Genomic DNA, 16,323 nt, shown 5'->3' with positions numbered 1-16,323 from the left:
TATAATGATGGACAACAACTTAATAAATCCGTTAACTCGTTATCATGCTGATGATTTTTCCAAACAGTCACAAAAATATCCGGGAATTCAAAGTAAGATGGATCCGTTACCTAATGGTGATATGCGCGACTATGAGGGGCATAATTTACTTACTGGGCGACATGCCTTAATTACTGGAGGTGATTCAGGTATTGGCCGAGCAGTAGCGATTGGATTTGCCAAAGAAGGTGCCGATGTTGCTATTCAGTATCTGCCAGAAGAAGCTGATGATGCCAAAGAAGTTGCAAAGCTAATTGAACAAGAAGGACAAAAGGCAGTGCTGATACCGGCCGATTTTCGCAAGCGTGGTGAAGCGTCTCGGGTGAGTGAACAGGCAATTAAAGAGTTTGGCAGTATAGAATTATTGGTAATGAATTCAGCAATCCAGCAAAACTCTGCTAGCTTGGCAGATTTATCAATGGACCAAGTTCACGATACGTTTGAAGTTAACATTATTTCAATGTATGAAATGGTTAAAACCGTGGTACCAAAGATGAAACCAGGTAGTGTGATCTTGACGACGACTTCACTGCAGGCATTTAGTCCAACACCAATTTTACTTGATTATGCTGCAACTAAAGCAGCTATTGCTAACTTTTCAATCAACTTGGCGCAGGAATTGGCACCTAAGGGGATCAGGGTCAATAGTGTTTCACCCGGTCCCGTTTGGACACCACTTCAAGTGGCCGGGGGACAGCCGACCGACGCTTTAGAGAAATTTGGTCAAGAAGAACCATTGAATCGGGCGGGTCAGCCCGATGAATTAGCCCCAGTCTATATTTTCTTAGCTTCTAATATGGCTAGTTATATCACGGGACAAGTTTATGGTGTGACTGGTGGTCAATCAATTAATTAGCTTAAAAGTTATCTTGAAGCTCCAATGCTATTTGAAATCTATCAAGTAACATTTGGGGCTTTATTTTTATTTAATTTTTTGATAAATTATATTTAATAAAATAGCAAAAATAAGACAAGACGATTTTAATAAAAACTTTCATTTTGTTTTGCCAGCATTTTGGCGGCAAATTTAACAAACTTGCATTGCAAGTATATTAAAAGGGTCAGAGCGATTGACTTAGAAAAAGTCCACAAATAGCTCTATTATTTAGCAAAGAAGCTGGAAGGAGCAAAAAATGGACCAGCAATGGCAAGAAATGTTTGCGGCAGCAAAGAAAGTCCAAGGCTTGCGCTTAATTGGTAATCACATGGAAGTTGGCGGTGTAGCAGCCACTGTTTTAGCGGAGTCCGGTAAAATTTATACTGGTGTTTGCGTTGATACTGCCTGTTGGTTGGGTTTATGTGCGGAAAGAAACGCCTTAATGAGTATGCTTACTCAAGGCGAAACAAGAATTACTAGAGTGTTAGCGATTATGTCAAATGGGCAAAATGGCGCCCCCTGTGGCGCTTGCCGTGAATTTATTGTTCAATTAATGGAAAAAGATTATTAAAAAGTTGAAGTAATGCTAGATTATAAGCAAGCAAATGTAATGACAATGGGTGAATTAACACCACACTGGAGGCTCTAATGAATGAAGAAACAATTAAATATTGGCAAGACTTTTGTCAAAAACATCAATTACCTCAAAATACGCCAGTTACGGCCTGGTCGTTTGGCACTACTAGTGATAAATTAGCTAATTTAGTAAAGCAAGGGCTTAAAACGGCGACGACTTCTGCATATGAACTTTACACAAAAGATGAGCCATTGCCACAAGTTGGGGATTGGAATATCATCCTTGATCAGGATGCTAGGCCAGTTTGTGTAGTTCAAGATAAAGTAGTTGAAATAATTCCCTATGAGCAAATTTCAGCTGAGCATGCCTATCATGAAGGTGATGGTAGTTATCAAAATTGGCGCCGAATTCATGATGAGTATTTTACTAAAGAATATCAAGAAGAAGGAAATAAGGAATTTTATCCGCAAGCACCAATGGTTTGTGAGGTTTTTGAAAAGATTGATTAGTTTTTATTTAATCTTTTAACAAATATGATATAATAATTAAAAGATGAAGAAAGAGAGACTACTACTAAAATGAAAAATTAATTTCTGAAATATTATTATGCGAAAAAGATTGATAACCCATACATTTCGGTGTGTGTTTCTTTGCTGATAATCAGAAATTAGTATTGAATTTAGCTTAGGTAGTCGTATTTGACACTGGCTTTTTTGTGCACTGCTAATTTAGGTTGGAAGCAACTGTTATCAGTGCTTTTTCTTTACCCGAGAAAGCGAGTTATTAGGTATGGAATATCTCAAAATTAATCAATTGCAACTTGAATACCAAGGAGAAAAACTATTATACGTTGACAAACTAAATGTACAAGATGGGCAGAGGATTGGCCTGATTGGTAAAAACGGTACGGGTAAAACGACTTTGTTTAATGTAATCAGCCAAAAGCCGGTGATATTTAGCGTTACGGGACAAATTCAACGTAATTGTCAATTGGCAACGGTAGCACAGATTATAAGTTACGGTAAACAAAGTGGTGGTGAAAGGGAGCGACAGGAAATTATGACGGCAATTGCGCAAATGCGCCATAGTAAGAATACTTTACTATTATTGGATGAACCTACATCGAATTTAGATATTGGTCAACAGCAATGGCTCATTGAAATTTTAAATCACCTCGAAACCCCATATATTGTAATTAGTCATGATCGCCATTTTTTAACACAAACTGTCAATACAATTTGGTATTTGAATGATAAAAAAGTTATTGCGTACAAAGAATCATTTTTAAATTTTGAACAAGATCTCAAAAAAAGAAGAGAAAATGAGAAAATACAGTATCATAATCAAATAAAGCAAATTCAAAAATTAAAAAAGGCGCAGCAACGAAAGCAACAACAAGTCAATCGTGCCAATCGTAAGAAAAAACCTTTATCTTGGTCAGAATGGAAAAATCGAGATTATGGTGGTAAAGAAAAACATTTGGCGCATACACAAAAGATAATTAAGCAACGGATTAAAGAAGAAACTACAAACATAGCAAGACCATATATTCATAAACCAATGACATTAAATAATTTGAAGTGGCAATCTTCAGCTATTTCTATAAAAGATAACTTACTCCGCATTGAGCCACAAAAAATAACTATTGCCCAGCGTGAATTATTTACAATCGCAACGCAACTAAAGCTTAAAACTGGCCAAAAAGTTGCTTTAACGGGTCCTAATGGTTGCGGCAAGTCTGTTTTTTTAAGTCAGTTAGTTGCGAAAACTTTGGTTGAATGGCTTAATCCTCAAGCTAAAATTGGCTTTTTTCGGCAAGATTTTCGGCAAGAAACTAAAAATAAGAAGACTGTTCTAAGTGAAATAATGCAACTTAGTTTATTTGATAAAACAGCAACGCTTCAATTTTTAGGTGATTTACATTTACAACCCTTTTTAAAAACAACAATATGTTCTCTGAGTGGGGGACAATTAGTTTGTTATAAATTGGCACGGGTGTTATTGGGGCAACATGATTTATTAATTCTGGATGAACCGAATAATTTCTTAGATCTTGCTGCAATTAAAGCGGTAGAGAATTTTTTGAATAACTATCCTTTTGCAGTAATCTTGGTTTCACATGATCAACAATTTTTAACTAATTTGAATTTTCCAACTTGGAAAATCAAAAAGCAGCAATTGCTTCTACCAGAAAGCGATTTTAGCCAAAAAAGTATACAAAATAATGAATTAGAATTATTAAAGTTTAAGTTAGCTAAAGCTATTTCCGACCCTAATGTGGCAATCGCTAAAGTCCAGCAACTAAAGCAAAAAATAACTGACTTAACGCGGACAAAATAGTTAAAAGAGATAAGGAAGAAGGCAAATAACCCCCTAAATAAACGGATTACTATTATAATGTTATTAGTAAGAAAATGAATTGTGTAGCAAAAGAAGTGAGATAAAAAATGAAAAAACCAATTATAGGAATTTCCGGTTCAATCATAATTGATTCTGGTGGAATGTTTCCTGGCTATCGGCGCAGTTATGTTAATGATGATTATATTGATTCAGTAGTGCAAAATGGTGGTGTGCCTTTTATTATTCCATATTCAGCTGATGAGGAAGTAATTAAAGCACAAATGGAACATGTTCAAGGTTTAATCTTGTCTGGTGGGCACGATGTTGATCCGCATTTATACGGTGAAGAGTTATTGCCACAAATTGGCGAAATTTGGCCAATGCGTGATCATTTTGACATGTTATTATTGAAAATAGCAGAAAAAATGGGTAAACCAATTCTTGGCATTTGTCGTGGGGCACAAATTATTAATGTTGCCCACGGTGGTAGTCTTTATCAGGATATTACATATCGGTCAGAAAAAACTTTTAAGCATGAACAAGGGCATACGCCAGATTTACCAACGCATCGGGTAAAAGTTGAAGCAGCTAGTTTATTGGCACAGACTTTAGGTGAGACAGACTTTTTAACTAATTCTTTTCACCATCAATTAATTAAAACAGTTGCTCCTGATTTAAAAGCAGTTGCAAAAACGGACGATGGTGTAGTTGAAGGATTAGAAAATCAAACTGGTAATCTTTTAGCAGTGCAGTGGCATCCAGAAATGTTACATCGCAATCAACATGTTAAGTTTATGAATAATTTATTTAAATTTGTGATTGAGAAGGCTAGGTGATTGGATGCAAGGAAATAAAACTGTAAATGATAAATTAGGCTTTTGGTCAATTGTTTTTTTAGCAATTAATTCAATTATTGGTTCAGGTATCTTTTTAACGCCAGGCAGTGTGGTTAAACAAGCAGGTAGTAAGGCATTACTTATTTATTTGATTGCGGCAACTTTTGCGGCCATTTTAGCTATTTCATTTTCGGCAGCGGCTAAGTATGTGACCAAATCAGGGGCATCATATGCCTATGCTAAAGCAGCATTTGGGGATAACATTGGCTTTTATGTTGGTATTTTACGTTATTTTTCGGCTAGTGTTGCTTGGGGCGTAATGGCAGTAGGGGTAATTAAATCAGCTATTTCTATTTTTGGTGGCAATCCAGATAATATTAGTGCAGTGACCCTTGGCTTTGTAATTTTGATGGTAGCAATTACGGTCATTAATATATTCGGGCAAAAATTTGTTAAATTTGTAATGAATCTTGCTACAGCTGGAAAGTTAGCTGCTTTAGTTTTGATTATCGTTGCAGGTGTGACACTCTTGATCACAAGTGGTGCATCCCATAATTTAGCAGAAGTTGATCAAATTACACAAAATGGTCAAAAAATTGTCCCAACATTAACAACCACTAGTTTTGTAATGGCAATTGTATCTGCTTTTTATGCTTTTACCGGGTTTGAATCAGTTGCTTCAGGTTCAGACGATATGCAAGCACCCGAAAAAAATCTACCGCGGGCGATTCCCTTGGCAATTTTTGTGATTGCAGCAATTTACATTGGCGTTGTAGCGGTAGCGATGGTACTGAATCCGCGAGCACTGATGACGACTAATCAGGTAGTCGCAATTAGTGCAATCTTTAATAATGAAATTTTACGAGATGTAATTTTAGTAGGTGCCTTAATTTCAATGTTGGGTATTAATGTTGCTTCTAGTTTCAATGCGCCCCGCATTTTAGAGGCCATGGCCCGTGAACATCAATTACCAATCTCGTTGACTAAAAGAACGCAAAATAATTTTCCAATTAGAACATTTTTCATTTCCGCAGCTTTAGCTCTTTTAGTACCGTTGGCTTTTCAATATAATATGGGCAACTTAATTACCTTGAGCGCCATGGTACGTTTTCTGGGTTTTATCATTGTTCCATTGGCCGTTATTTGTTTTTATTATGGTAAAAATAAAGAGGCAATTTTACCTGCTGCTAAAAATCTTTTAACCGACATTATTGTGCCTGTTTTATCAATTATCTTAGTTATCTTCTTATTGATTAATTATAATTGGCAAGCACAGTTTGGTATTATTGCAAATGGAAAAGTTATCGGGATTAATTGGTACGCAATCTTGATGATGATTTTTGGTTTTGTTATTTTACCATTATTTATGTTCTGGTTTTCCAGAAAAGAACGGCGGCAACAGTAATTTATAGATAAATATTATGTAATTAAATAATCTTATCTTTAATTACAATATACCCCCTTTGAGAGTAGTAGCTCAAAGGGGGTATTTATTGTGGACTCATAAAATATATTTTAGAAAGTAATTAACTGTTGTTATTAGTTAAACCGTTAGTACCTAATAACTAATGCTTATTTTTAGTTTGTAGATAATGAACGCCACTATAACAAAATAAGATTGTCATACCTAAACTAGCAATTATTATATCGGTACGTGCGGATCCATTACCTAGAGTATTACCTAGCCAATTAATAATTGTTGGTGAAACAGCACAACCTATATTAACTAAAATTAAAGTAATCGTTGTTGCAAAATTAATTGAGTTTTTGGGGGCAACATTACCTAGCCAGTTGAAGATATAGGGAACCGATAGACCAAATCCGGTACCTAAGACAATAGCAGCAAATATTAACATTAGAAGATTTGCTGAAACAGCAATTGCTAATAAGCCAACAACTTGTAAAAATAAACCAATTGGTAAAATCAAATCTTGCAATTTCTTTTTTAAATAGCCATAAGCTAACCCGACCGGAATGCCGATAAGAGTTATCATTGAAGAAACAAAAGCAACTTGACTAACATCAGCTATTTTTTGACTAATTGCTAATTGTGGTAATTTAAAAGTCATTGGCATGAAGAAGATGTACATAAAAAACATTAGTAAAGCAATTTTTATTACCTGAATATTTAATCTATTATCATTTTTAGTCATCTGATTTTGTGATGCAGCTATTTGATTTTGCTCACGAGGCAGTGGCACTAACCAACTGAATAAAACTAAAATTGGTAATGCAGCTAAATAAATTAAAAATGTAGTGTGCCAACCCTGTCCAGCTAAACATCCTACACAGAATGAAAAAAGTGCCGCACCAATGCTTCCCATTGAATTTTGAAATCCTAGCATGGTTGATAATTCATTACCCTGATAAAATTTTGCTAATAGGCTAACCGCTAATGAATTAAATAAACCAATGCCTAAACCTAATAAGAAACGGGAAATTAGAATCATGTAATAATTTGTAGAGTATATAGGATAAGTACCTGCTAATAAAATAATTAATAATCCAGATATAATTGTCGGTTTACTGCCAACTAGTCTTATTAAAAATGGGCTTAGCATTAAGCCGATAACAATTCCAATATTAGGAATAGTACTTAAGGTTTCGACGCCGGCTCTAGAAATAGTAGGAAAGGACGAATACATTAAAGGCAATACTGGTGAAATTTGGGGAGCAATCATTAATAATAGTGAAATTGATAATAGGGCAATCTTGAATAATCCAGATTGGGGATTTGCTTTTTTCATATAATTCCTCTTTTCTAAAATAGATACACTGTTATTTTGATTTTTAGTAACTTAGATATGGCGTTGAGTAACTCTTTTTATTTGCATACTTGTTTTTCCATAATTAGCAACTAGTGCTCGATTCATTGAGCGGACGCCGCTAAAACCAGTATTGCTTGCAATAGTAGTTAATGTATGGGAGGTATTACAAAGTTCATGATAAGCTTTTTGTGCTCGATATTTTTTAAGATATTTTCCTAAAGTAATCCCCATATTTTGCCTAAAAATTTTTTGTAGATATTGGCGTGCTAAATGGCAATTATCTGCAATGTCTTGTAGTGAAATTTGTTCTTGATAATGAGTTTGAATAAAATCTAATGCATTACGTAAATGACCAGTAATAATTAAGTTATCAGATAGGCGACTGTTATTATCTCGCGGCTCTAGGAAATATTTGAGTAAAATTTCGAGAACTTGGTAGCTCAGGATAGTTAGTTCTAAATTTTTAAATGTGTCACTATTATTTAAACTGATGGTTATCATTTGACTAAGCAGAGTTTGTAGGCGGTAATACTGGCTTAGCTGATTAAATGCTAACTCTGATACATTTTTTAAAACAATCAGATAATGATTTATTTCGGGAAACATACTCAAAACTAGTGAATAAGGGAAAAGTATCGTTAACATCAAATCTGTTTGTTTATTGTTAATGTTTTGTATACTGTGAACGATTTGTGTATTAATAACTAGAATTTCACCTGGGTGTGTTTGGTAATCTAGACCTTCAATTATAAAATGATCAATTTTACCTCTCATGGTAAAGCTTAATTCAATGCTTTGATGCCAATGAGGTGGAACTTCAGTTTTTCCTGGCTTTTGATGCACTTTAATATAAATTGGTAATTTATCTAGTTGGACTAATTCGTGTATATCAGTGTTCATATTTTCTACCTTTATAAAAAATGATTAAACACTTAGCTCCTATGTCAACCATTATTTCGTTAGCTTGCTCATGCATTAATTTATGTATTTTCGGAAAAAGTTTAATTCGTCTAAATTGCATTGTCTGGCTAAATCATCTTTTTGATTAATGTGAAATACATGTCCACGCAGATGGTCAGTATCACCATAGAAATGCATTTCATGAAAAATATTTTTAGCAGATAGATACCCAGAAAGTGTAAAGGCACTGTTTCGTAAAAAATCACCATTACTAGTCATTAAAAAAATTGGTGGTAACGCTTGAGTTAAGTAGCGTTCTACGTTCAATTGATCATGCTTAGTTAAACGAATTTCTGGACGAAAGTAAGCTTCTGGGGCACCAACTATTAAGTTAGTTTCTGTTAAAAAGTACAGACCACAATTTAGTGCGGCTGCTTTAATGGTTAGATTGGGTAAAGCATAGCCAAAATATTTACGATACTCATTATTAGTATAAATTGCTAAAATCTGTTCTGCCATCTGTCCGCCAGCACTGTCGCCGACAATGAAGACATTATTAAGATCAAACTGGTAGTTGTTGGCATTTGTACTGTCTGCTATCCAATGAAAAACTAAATTTAGATCATCAAGTTCATCAGGATAGACTACATCGGGCGCTAAACGATAATTGGCGTTGACTACGGCAAAGCCCGCTTTAGCTAAAGCAAGACAGTAGAATTGATATGTTTCTTTTGTACCATAAACCCAACCGCCACCATGGATATTAACAATTACAGGCAATTTTTGGTCGGTTCTTTTTTTGGGTAGATAAACATCAAGCGACTGAAATTGCGGTACGACCCCGTAGGATAGATTGTCAAAGCGCTCAACTTCAGGAATTTGTGTTGGTAATCCTGCATCGCGTTTATCATCTCCTTGTTTAAATTCAGTACGCATTTTATTAACTAATTTTTGATAGTCTGGTTCAGTCATTTTTTACTCCTTTATGAAATCGCTTTATTTAATTTTAATCCATTGCAAGCAAAAAAAAAGTGCATAAAGGCACTTTAAAATGGCAAATAGTAATAAATTTAATCAAGAATGTTTAGTAATAAATTCTTGATACGCCTGATTTTCAACTGTCGATTTAACTTTAAATTTAGTAAAATCAATTACATTTTGATGCAGCTCATTTTCAGCAACTTCGATGTAGTGAGTAAAAGTGGCATTACCAATTAGTTCAATCCAATAATGATTATTATCCTGATGAACAATAGTTTGTACAAAGCCTCCTGGATTAGTGACAGTAATTAGGTTATTAAATAGGCAGTTTTGGGGATAAGTTAGGGCATGAATTAGACTAGCTGCCGACATGCCAGTTCCGCAGGCATTGGTAAAACCAACGCCACGTTCAAAGGTGCGGACAAAAAGGCGTTGAGGATTAATAATTTGGGCAAAACTAACATTAACGCCATCAGGGAAATAAGGATTAGATCGATTAAGCTGGGTTCCCAATTGTTTTAATAAATCTGTTTGCATCAGATCGGCTGATACTATGCTAATCAGATGAGGATTAGGAACAGCAACTGCCGTAAATTTCAAGTTAGCAGCAAATTCGGGAACGGGTTGATTAATTAGCTCTTTTTTGCCTAAATTGCTGAAGGGTAAGTCTTGCTGCTGAAAACTAACCGGGCTAATTTCCACACTAACTGCTTTGACGTGTGGTGCCCAATCTGGCTGACAACTAACTCTTAAATTAGCTTGGGCAGTTTCGACGATTAAATTTTGCTGCTGATATTTTTCTGCTAAATAGCGCCCGACTGTTCGTAATCCATTGCCACACATTGAGGCAATAGAACCGTCAGCGTTAATTACCTGCATTTTGCCACAAGCACTAGGTTGAGAAGATGGGCTCACGACTAAAAGACCATCAGCCCCATTTAAAAGATTGTGCGAATTAGTTAATTGCTTTGTTAAATTGACTAGTTCCAGTTGGGTAAATGCTTGATTAAGTTGTGTTTGATCAAGTAAAAAAAAGCTATTTTGTGAACCATGAACCTTTAATAGTTGTACCATTTTTACTCCTCCGGAAATTAATTGAAAAATTGTTGATAAATTTGTTTAACGGCTATCGGGGCATCAGCTTTTTTAGTGCCTAACATGATTGATATACGCGAAGCACCTTGATTAATCATATGGATTGCAACCTTCTTTTTGGCTAATGGTGCAGTAATGCTTCTCATGGCGCCAATTTTATTTCTCATTCCTTCTCCCACTACCATAATGATGGCATAATCATCAATCCATTCAAGATAGTCAGGTTTTAGAACTTTTTGGATTTCATCACACATATTTTGCTGAATTGCTGCTGTAAATTGCCGTTTATCAAAAATAACCGTTAAATCATCAATTCCAGAAGGCATATGCTCGTATGAAATTTTAAACTTGTAAAATATTTGGAGTAATTTAAGCGTAAAACCCAATTCTTTATTCAATAAATATTTATGTAAGTATAAAGCGGCAAAATGATTAGAACTAGCTACGCCTGTAACTATATTTTGTGCTAGGAAATTTTTTGCGGGTACAATTTTAGTCCCAGGTAATTCAGGATAATTAGTATTTTTAACATTAATTGGTATTTGACCTTGAATGGCTGGTATAAGAGCTTCATCATGAAAGACAGAAAATCCAGCATAGGATAATTCTCTTAATTCGCGATAAGTCATAACTTTAATAGCGCAAGGATTATTAACAATATGGGGGTCGGCTGCATAGATTGCATTAACATCAGTAAAATTCTCGTATAAATCGGCTTGTACTCCACGCGCCCAAATTGCTCCAGTAATGTCTGAACCACCACGAGAAAAAGTGGCAATATCCCCTTTTTTTGTAATACCATAAAAGCCTGGAAAAATTAATAATTGATTAGTGTGATGCCATTCATATAAATTGTGATAGGTCTGAGGTAAGATTTGAGCATCATTGGCACTATCAGTGACCATGAATTTAATATTTTGAGGATCTAAAAAGCAGGCTGGTAGCTTTTCTTGTTGCAAAATTAAGGCTAATAACTCAGCACTTAATTTTTCTCCTTGAGCTTTAAAAGCAGCAATTAGAAAATCAGAATTACGATAATTATTTTTTGGTAAATCAAATAGTTGCTGTTTTAGCGGTTGTAGTAAGGCAGGTGTTATTTTAAAATAAGCTGCTATTTCTTGGTATCTTGCCCAAATTTCTTTAATTACAGGCTGATAATTTTTTTGGGTTAAATATTGTTTAGCATATTTTATTAATAAATCTGTTACTTTAAAATCATCAGCAAATCTTTTACCAGGAGCAGAGGTAATAATAATTTTACGTGCAGGATCGGCCTTGATAATATTAATAACTTTTTGAAATTGTGTTCCATTAGCTAGCGAACTACCACCAAATTTAACGACTTTCATTCCTAATCCCTTTCTTAAATTAAATTAATTTTAGTTTTATTAGTTTTGCATTTTAACATTCTAATTTAAATATGCAACAATGACTTAGTTAATTGCTAATTATATTTTTAAATATTAAATCTTGCTGAAATGTATTGACATTAATATTAATTAATAATAATATTCTTAATAAATCGAAGAGGTTGAATCGAAGAGGTTGCAACTAACATGAGTAGCTAGCCGAGTTTCTGCATAAACAATGAAACTAGTAAAAGGGGAAGTTGCCGAAGCATTAATTATTGCAGTGATTAATTAGCTGGGACGTAATTTAATAGATTACGGACTGTCGCAAATGTAAGTTTGCGGAGCGCTATCGGCCAAAATTGAATCCAATTATAATTTCAATCTGAGGACTCTTTTGTGTACTGTGCGCACAAAAGAGTCCTTTTTACATAGAGAGGATTTTACGCATGAATAATTATTACCAAACCAATAACCAAGGACATTTAATAATTGGTGGGGTTGATGCTTTAGAGCTAGCTAAAAATTATGGTACGCCATTAGTAGTCTATGATGTTGCCCAAATTAGGCAACAATTTCAAGCATTTCAGCAAGCTTTTACCAACCTAAAAGTAAATTCCGTAATAAGTTATGCTAGTAAAGCTTTCTCTGCCATCGCTATGTATCAACTGATTAATCAGTTAAAAGGACATATTGATGTGGTTTCTGGGGGGGAATTGTATACCGCGCTTAAAGCAAATTTTCCGACAGATAGAATCAGCTTTCATGGCAATAATAAAACTAAAGAAGAATTAGCATTGGCTGTTGAAAATCAAGTTGGTGTAATTATTCTTGATAATTTTCATGAAATTGAACTACTTGAGCAGATTCTGAATAATACGTCTAAGCGTGTGTCAGTTATGCTTAGGGTAACGCCCGGTATTACAGCTCATACTCATCAATATGTACAGACAGGTCAAGAAGATAGCAAATTTGGGTTTGATATTTCTTCGGGTCAAGCTGAACAAGCATTGCTTAAAGTACAAGCTAATAAACAATTGAAATTAATTGGTATTCATGCCCACATTGGTTCACAAATTTTAGCGGTAGGCGGTTTTAAATTAGAAGTAAAAAAGCTCATGCATTTAATACATGAGTGGGCCCAAAAATATGCTTATCAACCACAAATTTTAAATTTAGGTGGCGGCTTTGGTATCCGTTACACTGCGCAAGATCAAGTTTTAGCACCGGACATCTTTATTAAAGAAATTGTCCAGACAATGCGTGCTTATGCGCAAAAATATCACTTGGAACTGCCTGAAATTTGGATTGAACCGGGGCGCTCAATTGTAGGCCAAGCAGGCTATAGCTTATATACGATTGGCTCAAGTAAAACAGTTCCCGGCCTTATGCCGTATATAACGGTAGATGGTGGTATGGGTGATAATATCAGACCGGCGCTTTATCAAGCTGAGTATGAGACAGTACTAGCGCGCTGTCCACAAGCTGAACCCAAGCAGGTAGTGCACCTAGCTGGTCGCTATTGTGAATCTGGTGATATTTTGATTAAGCAAGCTTCCTTGCCACAAGTTGAAGCAGGTGATGTAGTGGCAGTCTTAGCTACTGGTGCTTATGGCTATAGTATGGCATCTAATTATAATCGTGTACCGCGTCCAGCAGTGATTTTTGCAGAAGCTGGACATGCTCAAGAAGTAATTAGGCGGGAGACTTATGCTGATTTAGTTAGTCATGATTGTTTTTATTAGGTAAAAGGAGATTTTAGTATGGAGAATATGTCAGCAAGCGAAATAATTGATTTTATTGCTCAAGCACCTAAGCAAACTGCAGTTAAAATTTATCTTAAAGGTGAACTAGATAAATTGACCTGGCCTGATAAAGTAAAAACTTTTATTGAAGGTCATATGGGAGTTGTTTTTGGCGATTGGCAAGAAATTGCTCCTTTTTTAAGAGATAATGCTGATTTGATTACTGATTATCAAGTAGAAAATGCCAGTCGTAATTCCGCTATTCCACTATTAGATTTAAAAAATATCTCTGCTCGAATTGAGCCTGGAGCTTTAATAAGAGAGCAAGTAAGTATTGGTGATAATGCAGTGATTATGATGGGCGCGGTAATTAATATTGGAGCGCAAGTGGGTTCTGGAACCATGATTGATATGAATGCTGTTTTAGGTGGCCGCGCAATTGTGGGAGCAAATAGTCACATTGGGGCTGGAGCAGTCCTAGCTGGTGTTATAGAACCAGCATCTGCCCAACCAGTTAGAGTGGGAAATGGCGTGTTAGTTGGAGCTAATGCGGTTGTTTTAGAGGGGGTTAAAATTGGCGATAATGCAGTAATTGCAGCCGGAGCTGTGGTAACTAAGGACGTACCAGAAAATGCAGTCGTTGCGGGCGTTCCTGCAAAAATCATTAAACAAAAAACACAAAAAACTACTGCTAAAACAAAGATTGAAGCAGATTTAAGAAGGTTGTGATTTTATGCTATCAGTAAATGAACTAAATGAGATAAGACGTAACTTACATCAAATTCCTGAAGTGGCTCTACAGGAATTTAAAACGCAAGCATATTTAGCTAAGATAATCAGCCGCTTTAACCAGCAATATTTACAAATTAAAACTTGTCCAGCAATGCCCACAGCATTATTAGTCCATGTTCAAGGCAGCAATCCTAAAAAAACAATTGGTTATCGGGCCGATATTGATGCTTTACCGATTCAAGAAAAAACAGCCCTGTCCTTTTCTTCACAAAATCCGGGTCAGATGCATGCATGTGGCCATGACATACATATGACGGTAGCTTTAGGAATTTTAAGTTATTATAGCGAGCATCAACCTCAAGATAATTTATTATTTTTTTTTCAACCAGCAGAAGAGAGTAAAAATGGCGGTAAACTTGCTTATGAACAAGGAATTTTTACCGGTCAATGGCGCCCAGATGAATTTTTTGCCTTGCATGTTACTCCGGATTTACCGGTGGGCACAATTGGCTGTTGTTTAGGAACTTTATTTGCTGGGGCAGCTGAAGTAAATATTGATCTTTATGGTCAAGATGGGCATGCGGCCTATCCCCAAAGGGGTAATGATATGGTTGTTGCAGCAGCTGCTATGATTGGGCAAATTCAGACGATTGTTTCACGTAGCATTGACCCAATTGAAGGTGGCGTAATTACTATTGGCAAGCTACGAGCGGGGAAAATTAGGAATGCAATCGCTGGTCATGCTAGATTAGAAGGAACTATTCGCGGTTTAACTCAAACAATGATTGAGCAAATTGAACAACGATTACAAGATGTTACACAAGGAATTGCGCAAAGCTTTGGGGCAAAAGTAGAAATTGAATTTAATCAAGGTGGTTATTGGCCGGTAGAAAATAATTCAGAAATTACGACTGAATTTATTGATTATCTGAAAAAAAACCCCGAAGCGAACTATCAAGCAACTCCACCAGCAATGACGGGAGAAGATTTTGGCTATTTATTAGCCAAAATTCCCGGAACTATGTTTTGGTTGGGAGTAGGAGATACCTCACAGCTGCATTCAGCAACATTTTCCCCCCAAGAAAAAGCAATTATGACTGGAGTTAAAACAATGATAGGTTTTTTACAGGAACATATGTAAGTAATTAAAAGGAGCACTTGCAATGATAGATTTGACACACGCAGACATTTTAACAGCACTAATTACGCCGTTTGATCGGCAGGGAAAGATTGATTATCCTGGCTTAGAAGAGCTGGCGGAGCATTTAATTGAAACGGGTACTAAAGGTTTTGTAATTGGAGGCACAACTGGCGAAGCAGCAACAATGACACATGATGAAAAAATTGAACTGTATACTCGTTTTGCCCAGATAATTAATAAGCGGGTACCATTGATTGCAGGCACTGGCAGTAATGATACCGCTCAAACAATCCAATTTACGCAAGAGGTGGCGCAGATACCTGGAATTGATGCTGCCCTAGTAGTTGCTCCTTATTATAACAAGCCTAATCAGCGGGGAATTAAAGCTCATTTTGAAGCTATTACAAGTCACGTTAAGTTGCCAGTATTAATTTATAACATTCCGAGTCGAACGGGAATAAAGATTGCTAAAGAAACTTTGGTAGATTTAGCGCGTAATTCACAAATTATTGGCGTTAAACAATGCACTAATTTAGAAGACTTAGAATACATAGTTGAGCATACTGATGATGACTTTTTAGTTTATACAGGGGAAGACTTACAGGCTTTAGCGGCTAAAGCTTTGGGTGCACAAGGTGTGATTTCAGTAGCTTCGCATATTTATGGTAAAGCGATGCGTCAAATGTATGACAATTTAGCGCAAGGTAATTTAGCAGAAGCGGGTAAATTACAACGACAGTTAATGCCTAAAATGCAAGCCTTATTTATGTATCCTTCGCCAGCCCCAGTTAAAGCAGTTTTAACTGCGCAAGGACTAGCAGCCGGTGGGTGTCGGCTACCAATAGTTGAATTAAATAATGAAGAAAAGCAGCAACTAGCCTTAGGCTTGGGCTTGAATAAAACTGCTTTGTTACATCCACTGGCAAGTATTTAGGAGAAGATT

At 35.8% G+C, this 16,323-nt stretch carries 15 protein-coding genes and 1 riboswitch; of the genes, 10 read left to right on the top strand and 5 right to left on the bottom strand.

The genetic code is table 11. The features are described from left to right. The first annotated feature begins 4 nt into the window (after positions 1-4). From F5ESL0225_RS07550 to F5ESL0225_RS07525, 6 genes are all read left to right on the top strand, one after another. Positions 5-895, top strand: coding sequence for an SDR family oxidoreductase (locus F5ESL0225_RS07550; protein ID WP_122048181.1), 891 nt, complete (start codon positions 5-7; stop codon positions 893-895). Positions 896-1,172: 277 nt separating this feature from the next. After that, positions 1,173-1,487: a cytidine deaminase gene (locus F5ESL0225_RS07545; protein WP_233554108.1), complete on the top strand. Its 315-nt coding sequence runs from the start codon at positions 1,173-1,175 to the stop codon at positions 1,485-1,487. 77 nt (positions 1,488-1,564) lie between these two features. After that, positions 1,565-2,002, top strand: a complete 438-nt coding sequence (locus F5ESL0225_RS07540) for an ASCH domain-containing protein (RefSeq protein ID WP_122048180.1) — start codon at positions 1,565-1,567, stop codon at positions 2,000-2,002. Positions 2,003-2,282: 280 nt separating this feature from the next. Beyond that, on the top strand, positions 2,283-3,833 hold the full coding sequence (locus F5ESL0225_RS07535) for an ATP-binding cassette domain-containing protein (protein ID WP_122022332.1): 1,551 nt from the start codon (positions 2,283-2,285) through the stop codon (positions 3,831-3,833). Between the two features lie 107 nt (positions 3,834-3,940). Then, entirely contained in the window at positions 3,941-4,669 is a 729-nt protein-coding gene (locus F5ESL0225_RS07530) for a gamma-glutamyl-gamma-aminobutyrate hydrolase family protein (RefSeq protein ID WP_090092647.1), read from the top strand. Positions 4,670-4,673: 4 nt separating this feature from the next. Further along, positions 4,674-6,074 (top strand): APC family permease, encoded by a 1,401-nt coding sequence (locus F5ESL0225_RS07525; protein WP_122022331.1) that lies wholly within the window; start codon positions 4,674-4,676, stop codon positions 6,072-6,074. Between the two features lie 160 nt (positions 6,075-6,234). Here the strand turns inward: F5ESL0225_RS07525 and F5ESL0225_RS07520 are convergent, their stop codons facing one another. The 5 genes from F5ESL0225_RS07520 to F5ESL0225_RS07500 all read right to left on the bottom strand — a co-directional run bounded on the left by F5ESL0225_RS07520 (position 6,235) and on the right by F5ESL0225_RS07500 (position 11,762). Continuing rightward, positions 6,235-7,416 carry an MFS transporter gene (locus tag F5ESL0225_RS07520; protein WP_122048179.1) on the bottom strand — a complete coding sequence of 394 codons (1,182 nt, stop codon included), beginning with the start codon at positions 7,414-7,416 and terminating at the stop codon, positions 6,235-6,237. Between the two features lie 51 nt (positions 7,417-7,467). Then, the gene (locus F5ESL0225_RS07515; RefSeq protein WP_122022329.1) at positions 7,468-8,337 is read right to left on the bottom strand and encodes an AraC family transcriptional regulator; all 870 of its coding nucleotides are present in this window, start codon (positions 8,335-8,337) and stop codon (positions 7,468-7,470) included. 75 nt (positions 8,338-8,412) lie between these two features. Further along, positions 8,413-9,309: an alpha/beta hydrolase gene (locus tag F5ESL0225_RS07510; RefSeq protein WP_122048178.1), complete on the bottom strand. Its 897-nt coding sequence runs from the start codon at positions 9,307-9,309 to the stop codon at positions 8,413-8,415. A gap of 102 nt (positions 9,310-9,411) precedes the next feature. Next, complete coding sequence (gene dapF / locus F5ESL0225_RS07505) at positions 9,412-10,392, bottom strand: diaminopimelate epimerase (protein ID WP_122022327.1); 981 nt, start codon at positions 10,390-10,392, stop codon at positions 9,412-9,414. A 17-nt stretch (positions 10,393-10,409) separates the two neighbouring features. Further along, positions 10,410-11,762, bottom strand: coding sequence for an aspartate kinase (locus F5ESL0225_RS07500; RefSeq protein ID WP_122048177.1), 1,353 nt, complete (start codon positions 11,760-11,762; stop codon positions 10,410-10,412). 183 nt (positions 11,763-11,945) lie between these two features. Further along, positions 11,946-12,122, top strand: a riboswitch (Lysine riboswitch). An 89-nt stretch (positions 12,123-12,211) separates the two neighbouring features. Between F5ESL0225_RS07500 and lysA the strand changes: the two genes are divergently transcribed. From lysA to dapA, 4 genes are read left to right on the top strand one after another with little or no spacing between them, the layout of a single operon-like run. Further along, positions 12,212-13,507, top strand: coding sequence for a diaminopimelate decarboxylase (gene lysA, locus F5ESL0225_RS07495; protein WP_122022325.1), 1,296 nt, complete (start codon positions 12,212-12,214; stop codon positions 13,505-13,507). A gap of 18 nt (positions 13,508-13,525) precedes the next feature. Then, entirely contained in the window at positions 13,526-14,236 is a 711-nt protein-coding gene (dapD, locus tag F5ESL0225_RS07490) for a 2,3,4,5-tetrahydropyridine-2,6-dicarboxylate N-acetyltransferase (protein WP_122022324.1), read from the top strand. A gap of 4 nt (positions 14,237-14,240) precedes the next feature. Continuing rightward, complete coding sequence (locus tag F5ESL0225_RS07485) at positions 14,241-15,380, top strand: N-acetyldiaminopimelate deacetylase (RefSeq protein WP_122048176.1); 1,140 nt, start codon at positions 14,241-14,243, stop codon at positions 15,378-15,380. Between the two features lie 22 nt (positions 15,381-15,402). Next, complete coding sequence (gene dapA / locus F5ESL0225_RS07480) at positions 15,403-16,314, top strand: 4-hydroxy-tetrahydrodipicolinate synthase (RefSeq protein ID WP_122048175.1); 912 nt, start codon at positions 15,403-15,405, stop codon at positions 16,312-16,314. Positions 16,315-16,323: the final 9 nt, after the last annotated feature.

Origin of the sequence: Lactobacillus sp. ESL0225 (genome assembly GCF_003692905.1) — a bacterium.
Classification (GTDB): domain Bacteria; phylum Bacillota; class Bacilli; order Lactobacillales; family Lactobacillaceae; genus Lactobacillus; species Lactobacillus bombicola.
This window is presented reverse-complemented; position numbering and strand designations above follow the sequence as displayed.

Excerpts from the sequence above, each read along its gene's own strand:
- lysA (WP_122022325.1), top strand. The coding sequence starts at position 12,212 with ATGAATAATTATTACCAAACCAATAACCAAGGACATTTAATAATTGGT.
- dapD (WP_122022324.1), top strand. The coding sequence starts at position 13,526 with ATGGAGAATATGTCAGCAAGCGAAATAATTGATTTTATTGCTCAAGCA.
- F5ESL0225_RS07520 (WP_122048179.1), bottom strand. The coding sequence starts at position 7,416 with ATGAAAAAAGCAAATCCCCAATCTGGATTATTCAAGATTGCCCTATTA.
- dapF (WP_122022327.1), bottom strand. The coding sequence starts at position 10,392 with ATGGTACAACTATTAAAGGTTCATGGTTCACAAAATAGCTTTTTTTTA.
- F5ESL0225_RS07540 (WP_122048180.1), top strand. The coding sequence starts at position 1,565 with ATGAATGAAGAAACAATTAAATATTGGCAAGACTTTTGTCAAAAACAT.
- F5ESL0225_RS07515 (WP_122022329.1), bottom strand. The coding sequence starts at position 8,337 with ATGAACACTGATATACACGAATTAGTCCAACTAGATAAATTACCAATT.
- F5ESL0225_RS07530 (WP_090092647.1), top strand. The coding sequence starts at position 3,941 with ATGAAAAAACCAATTATAGGAATTTCCGGTTCAATCATAATTGATTCT.
- F5ESL0225_RS07550 (WP_122048181.1), top strand. The coding sequence starts at position 5 with ATGATGGACAACAACTTAATAAATCCGTTAACTCGTTATCATGCTGAT.
- F5ESL0225_RS07535 (WP_122022332.1), top strand. The coding sequence starts at position 2,283 with ATGGAATATCTCAAAATTAATCAATTGCAACTTGAATACCAAGGAGAA.
- F5ESL0225_RS07500 (WP_122048177.1), bottom strand. The coding sequence starts at position 11,762 with ATGAAAGTCGTTAAATTTGGTGGTAGTTCGCTAGCTAATGGAACACAA.
- F5ESL0225_RS07485 (WP_122048176.1), top strand. The coding sequence starts at position 14,241 with ATGCTATCAGTAAATGAACTAAATGAGATAAGACGTAACTTACATCAA.
- F5ESL0225_RS07525 (WP_122022331.1), top strand. The coding sequence starts at position 4,674 with ATGCAAGGAAATAAAACTGTAAATGATAAATTAGGCTTTTGGTCAATT.
- dapA (WP_122048175.1), top strand. The coding sequence starts at position 15,403 with ATGATAGATTTGACACACGCAGACATTTTAACAGCACTAATTACGCCG.
- F5ESL0225_RS07510 (WP_122048178.1), bottom strand. The coding sequence starts at position 9,309 with ATGACTGAACCAGACTATCAAAAATTAGTTAATAAAATGCGTACTGAA.
- F5ESL0225_RS07545 (WP_233554108.1), top strand. The coding sequence starts at position 1,173 with ATGGACCAGCAATGGCAAGAAATGTTTGCGGCAGCAAAGAAAGTCCAA.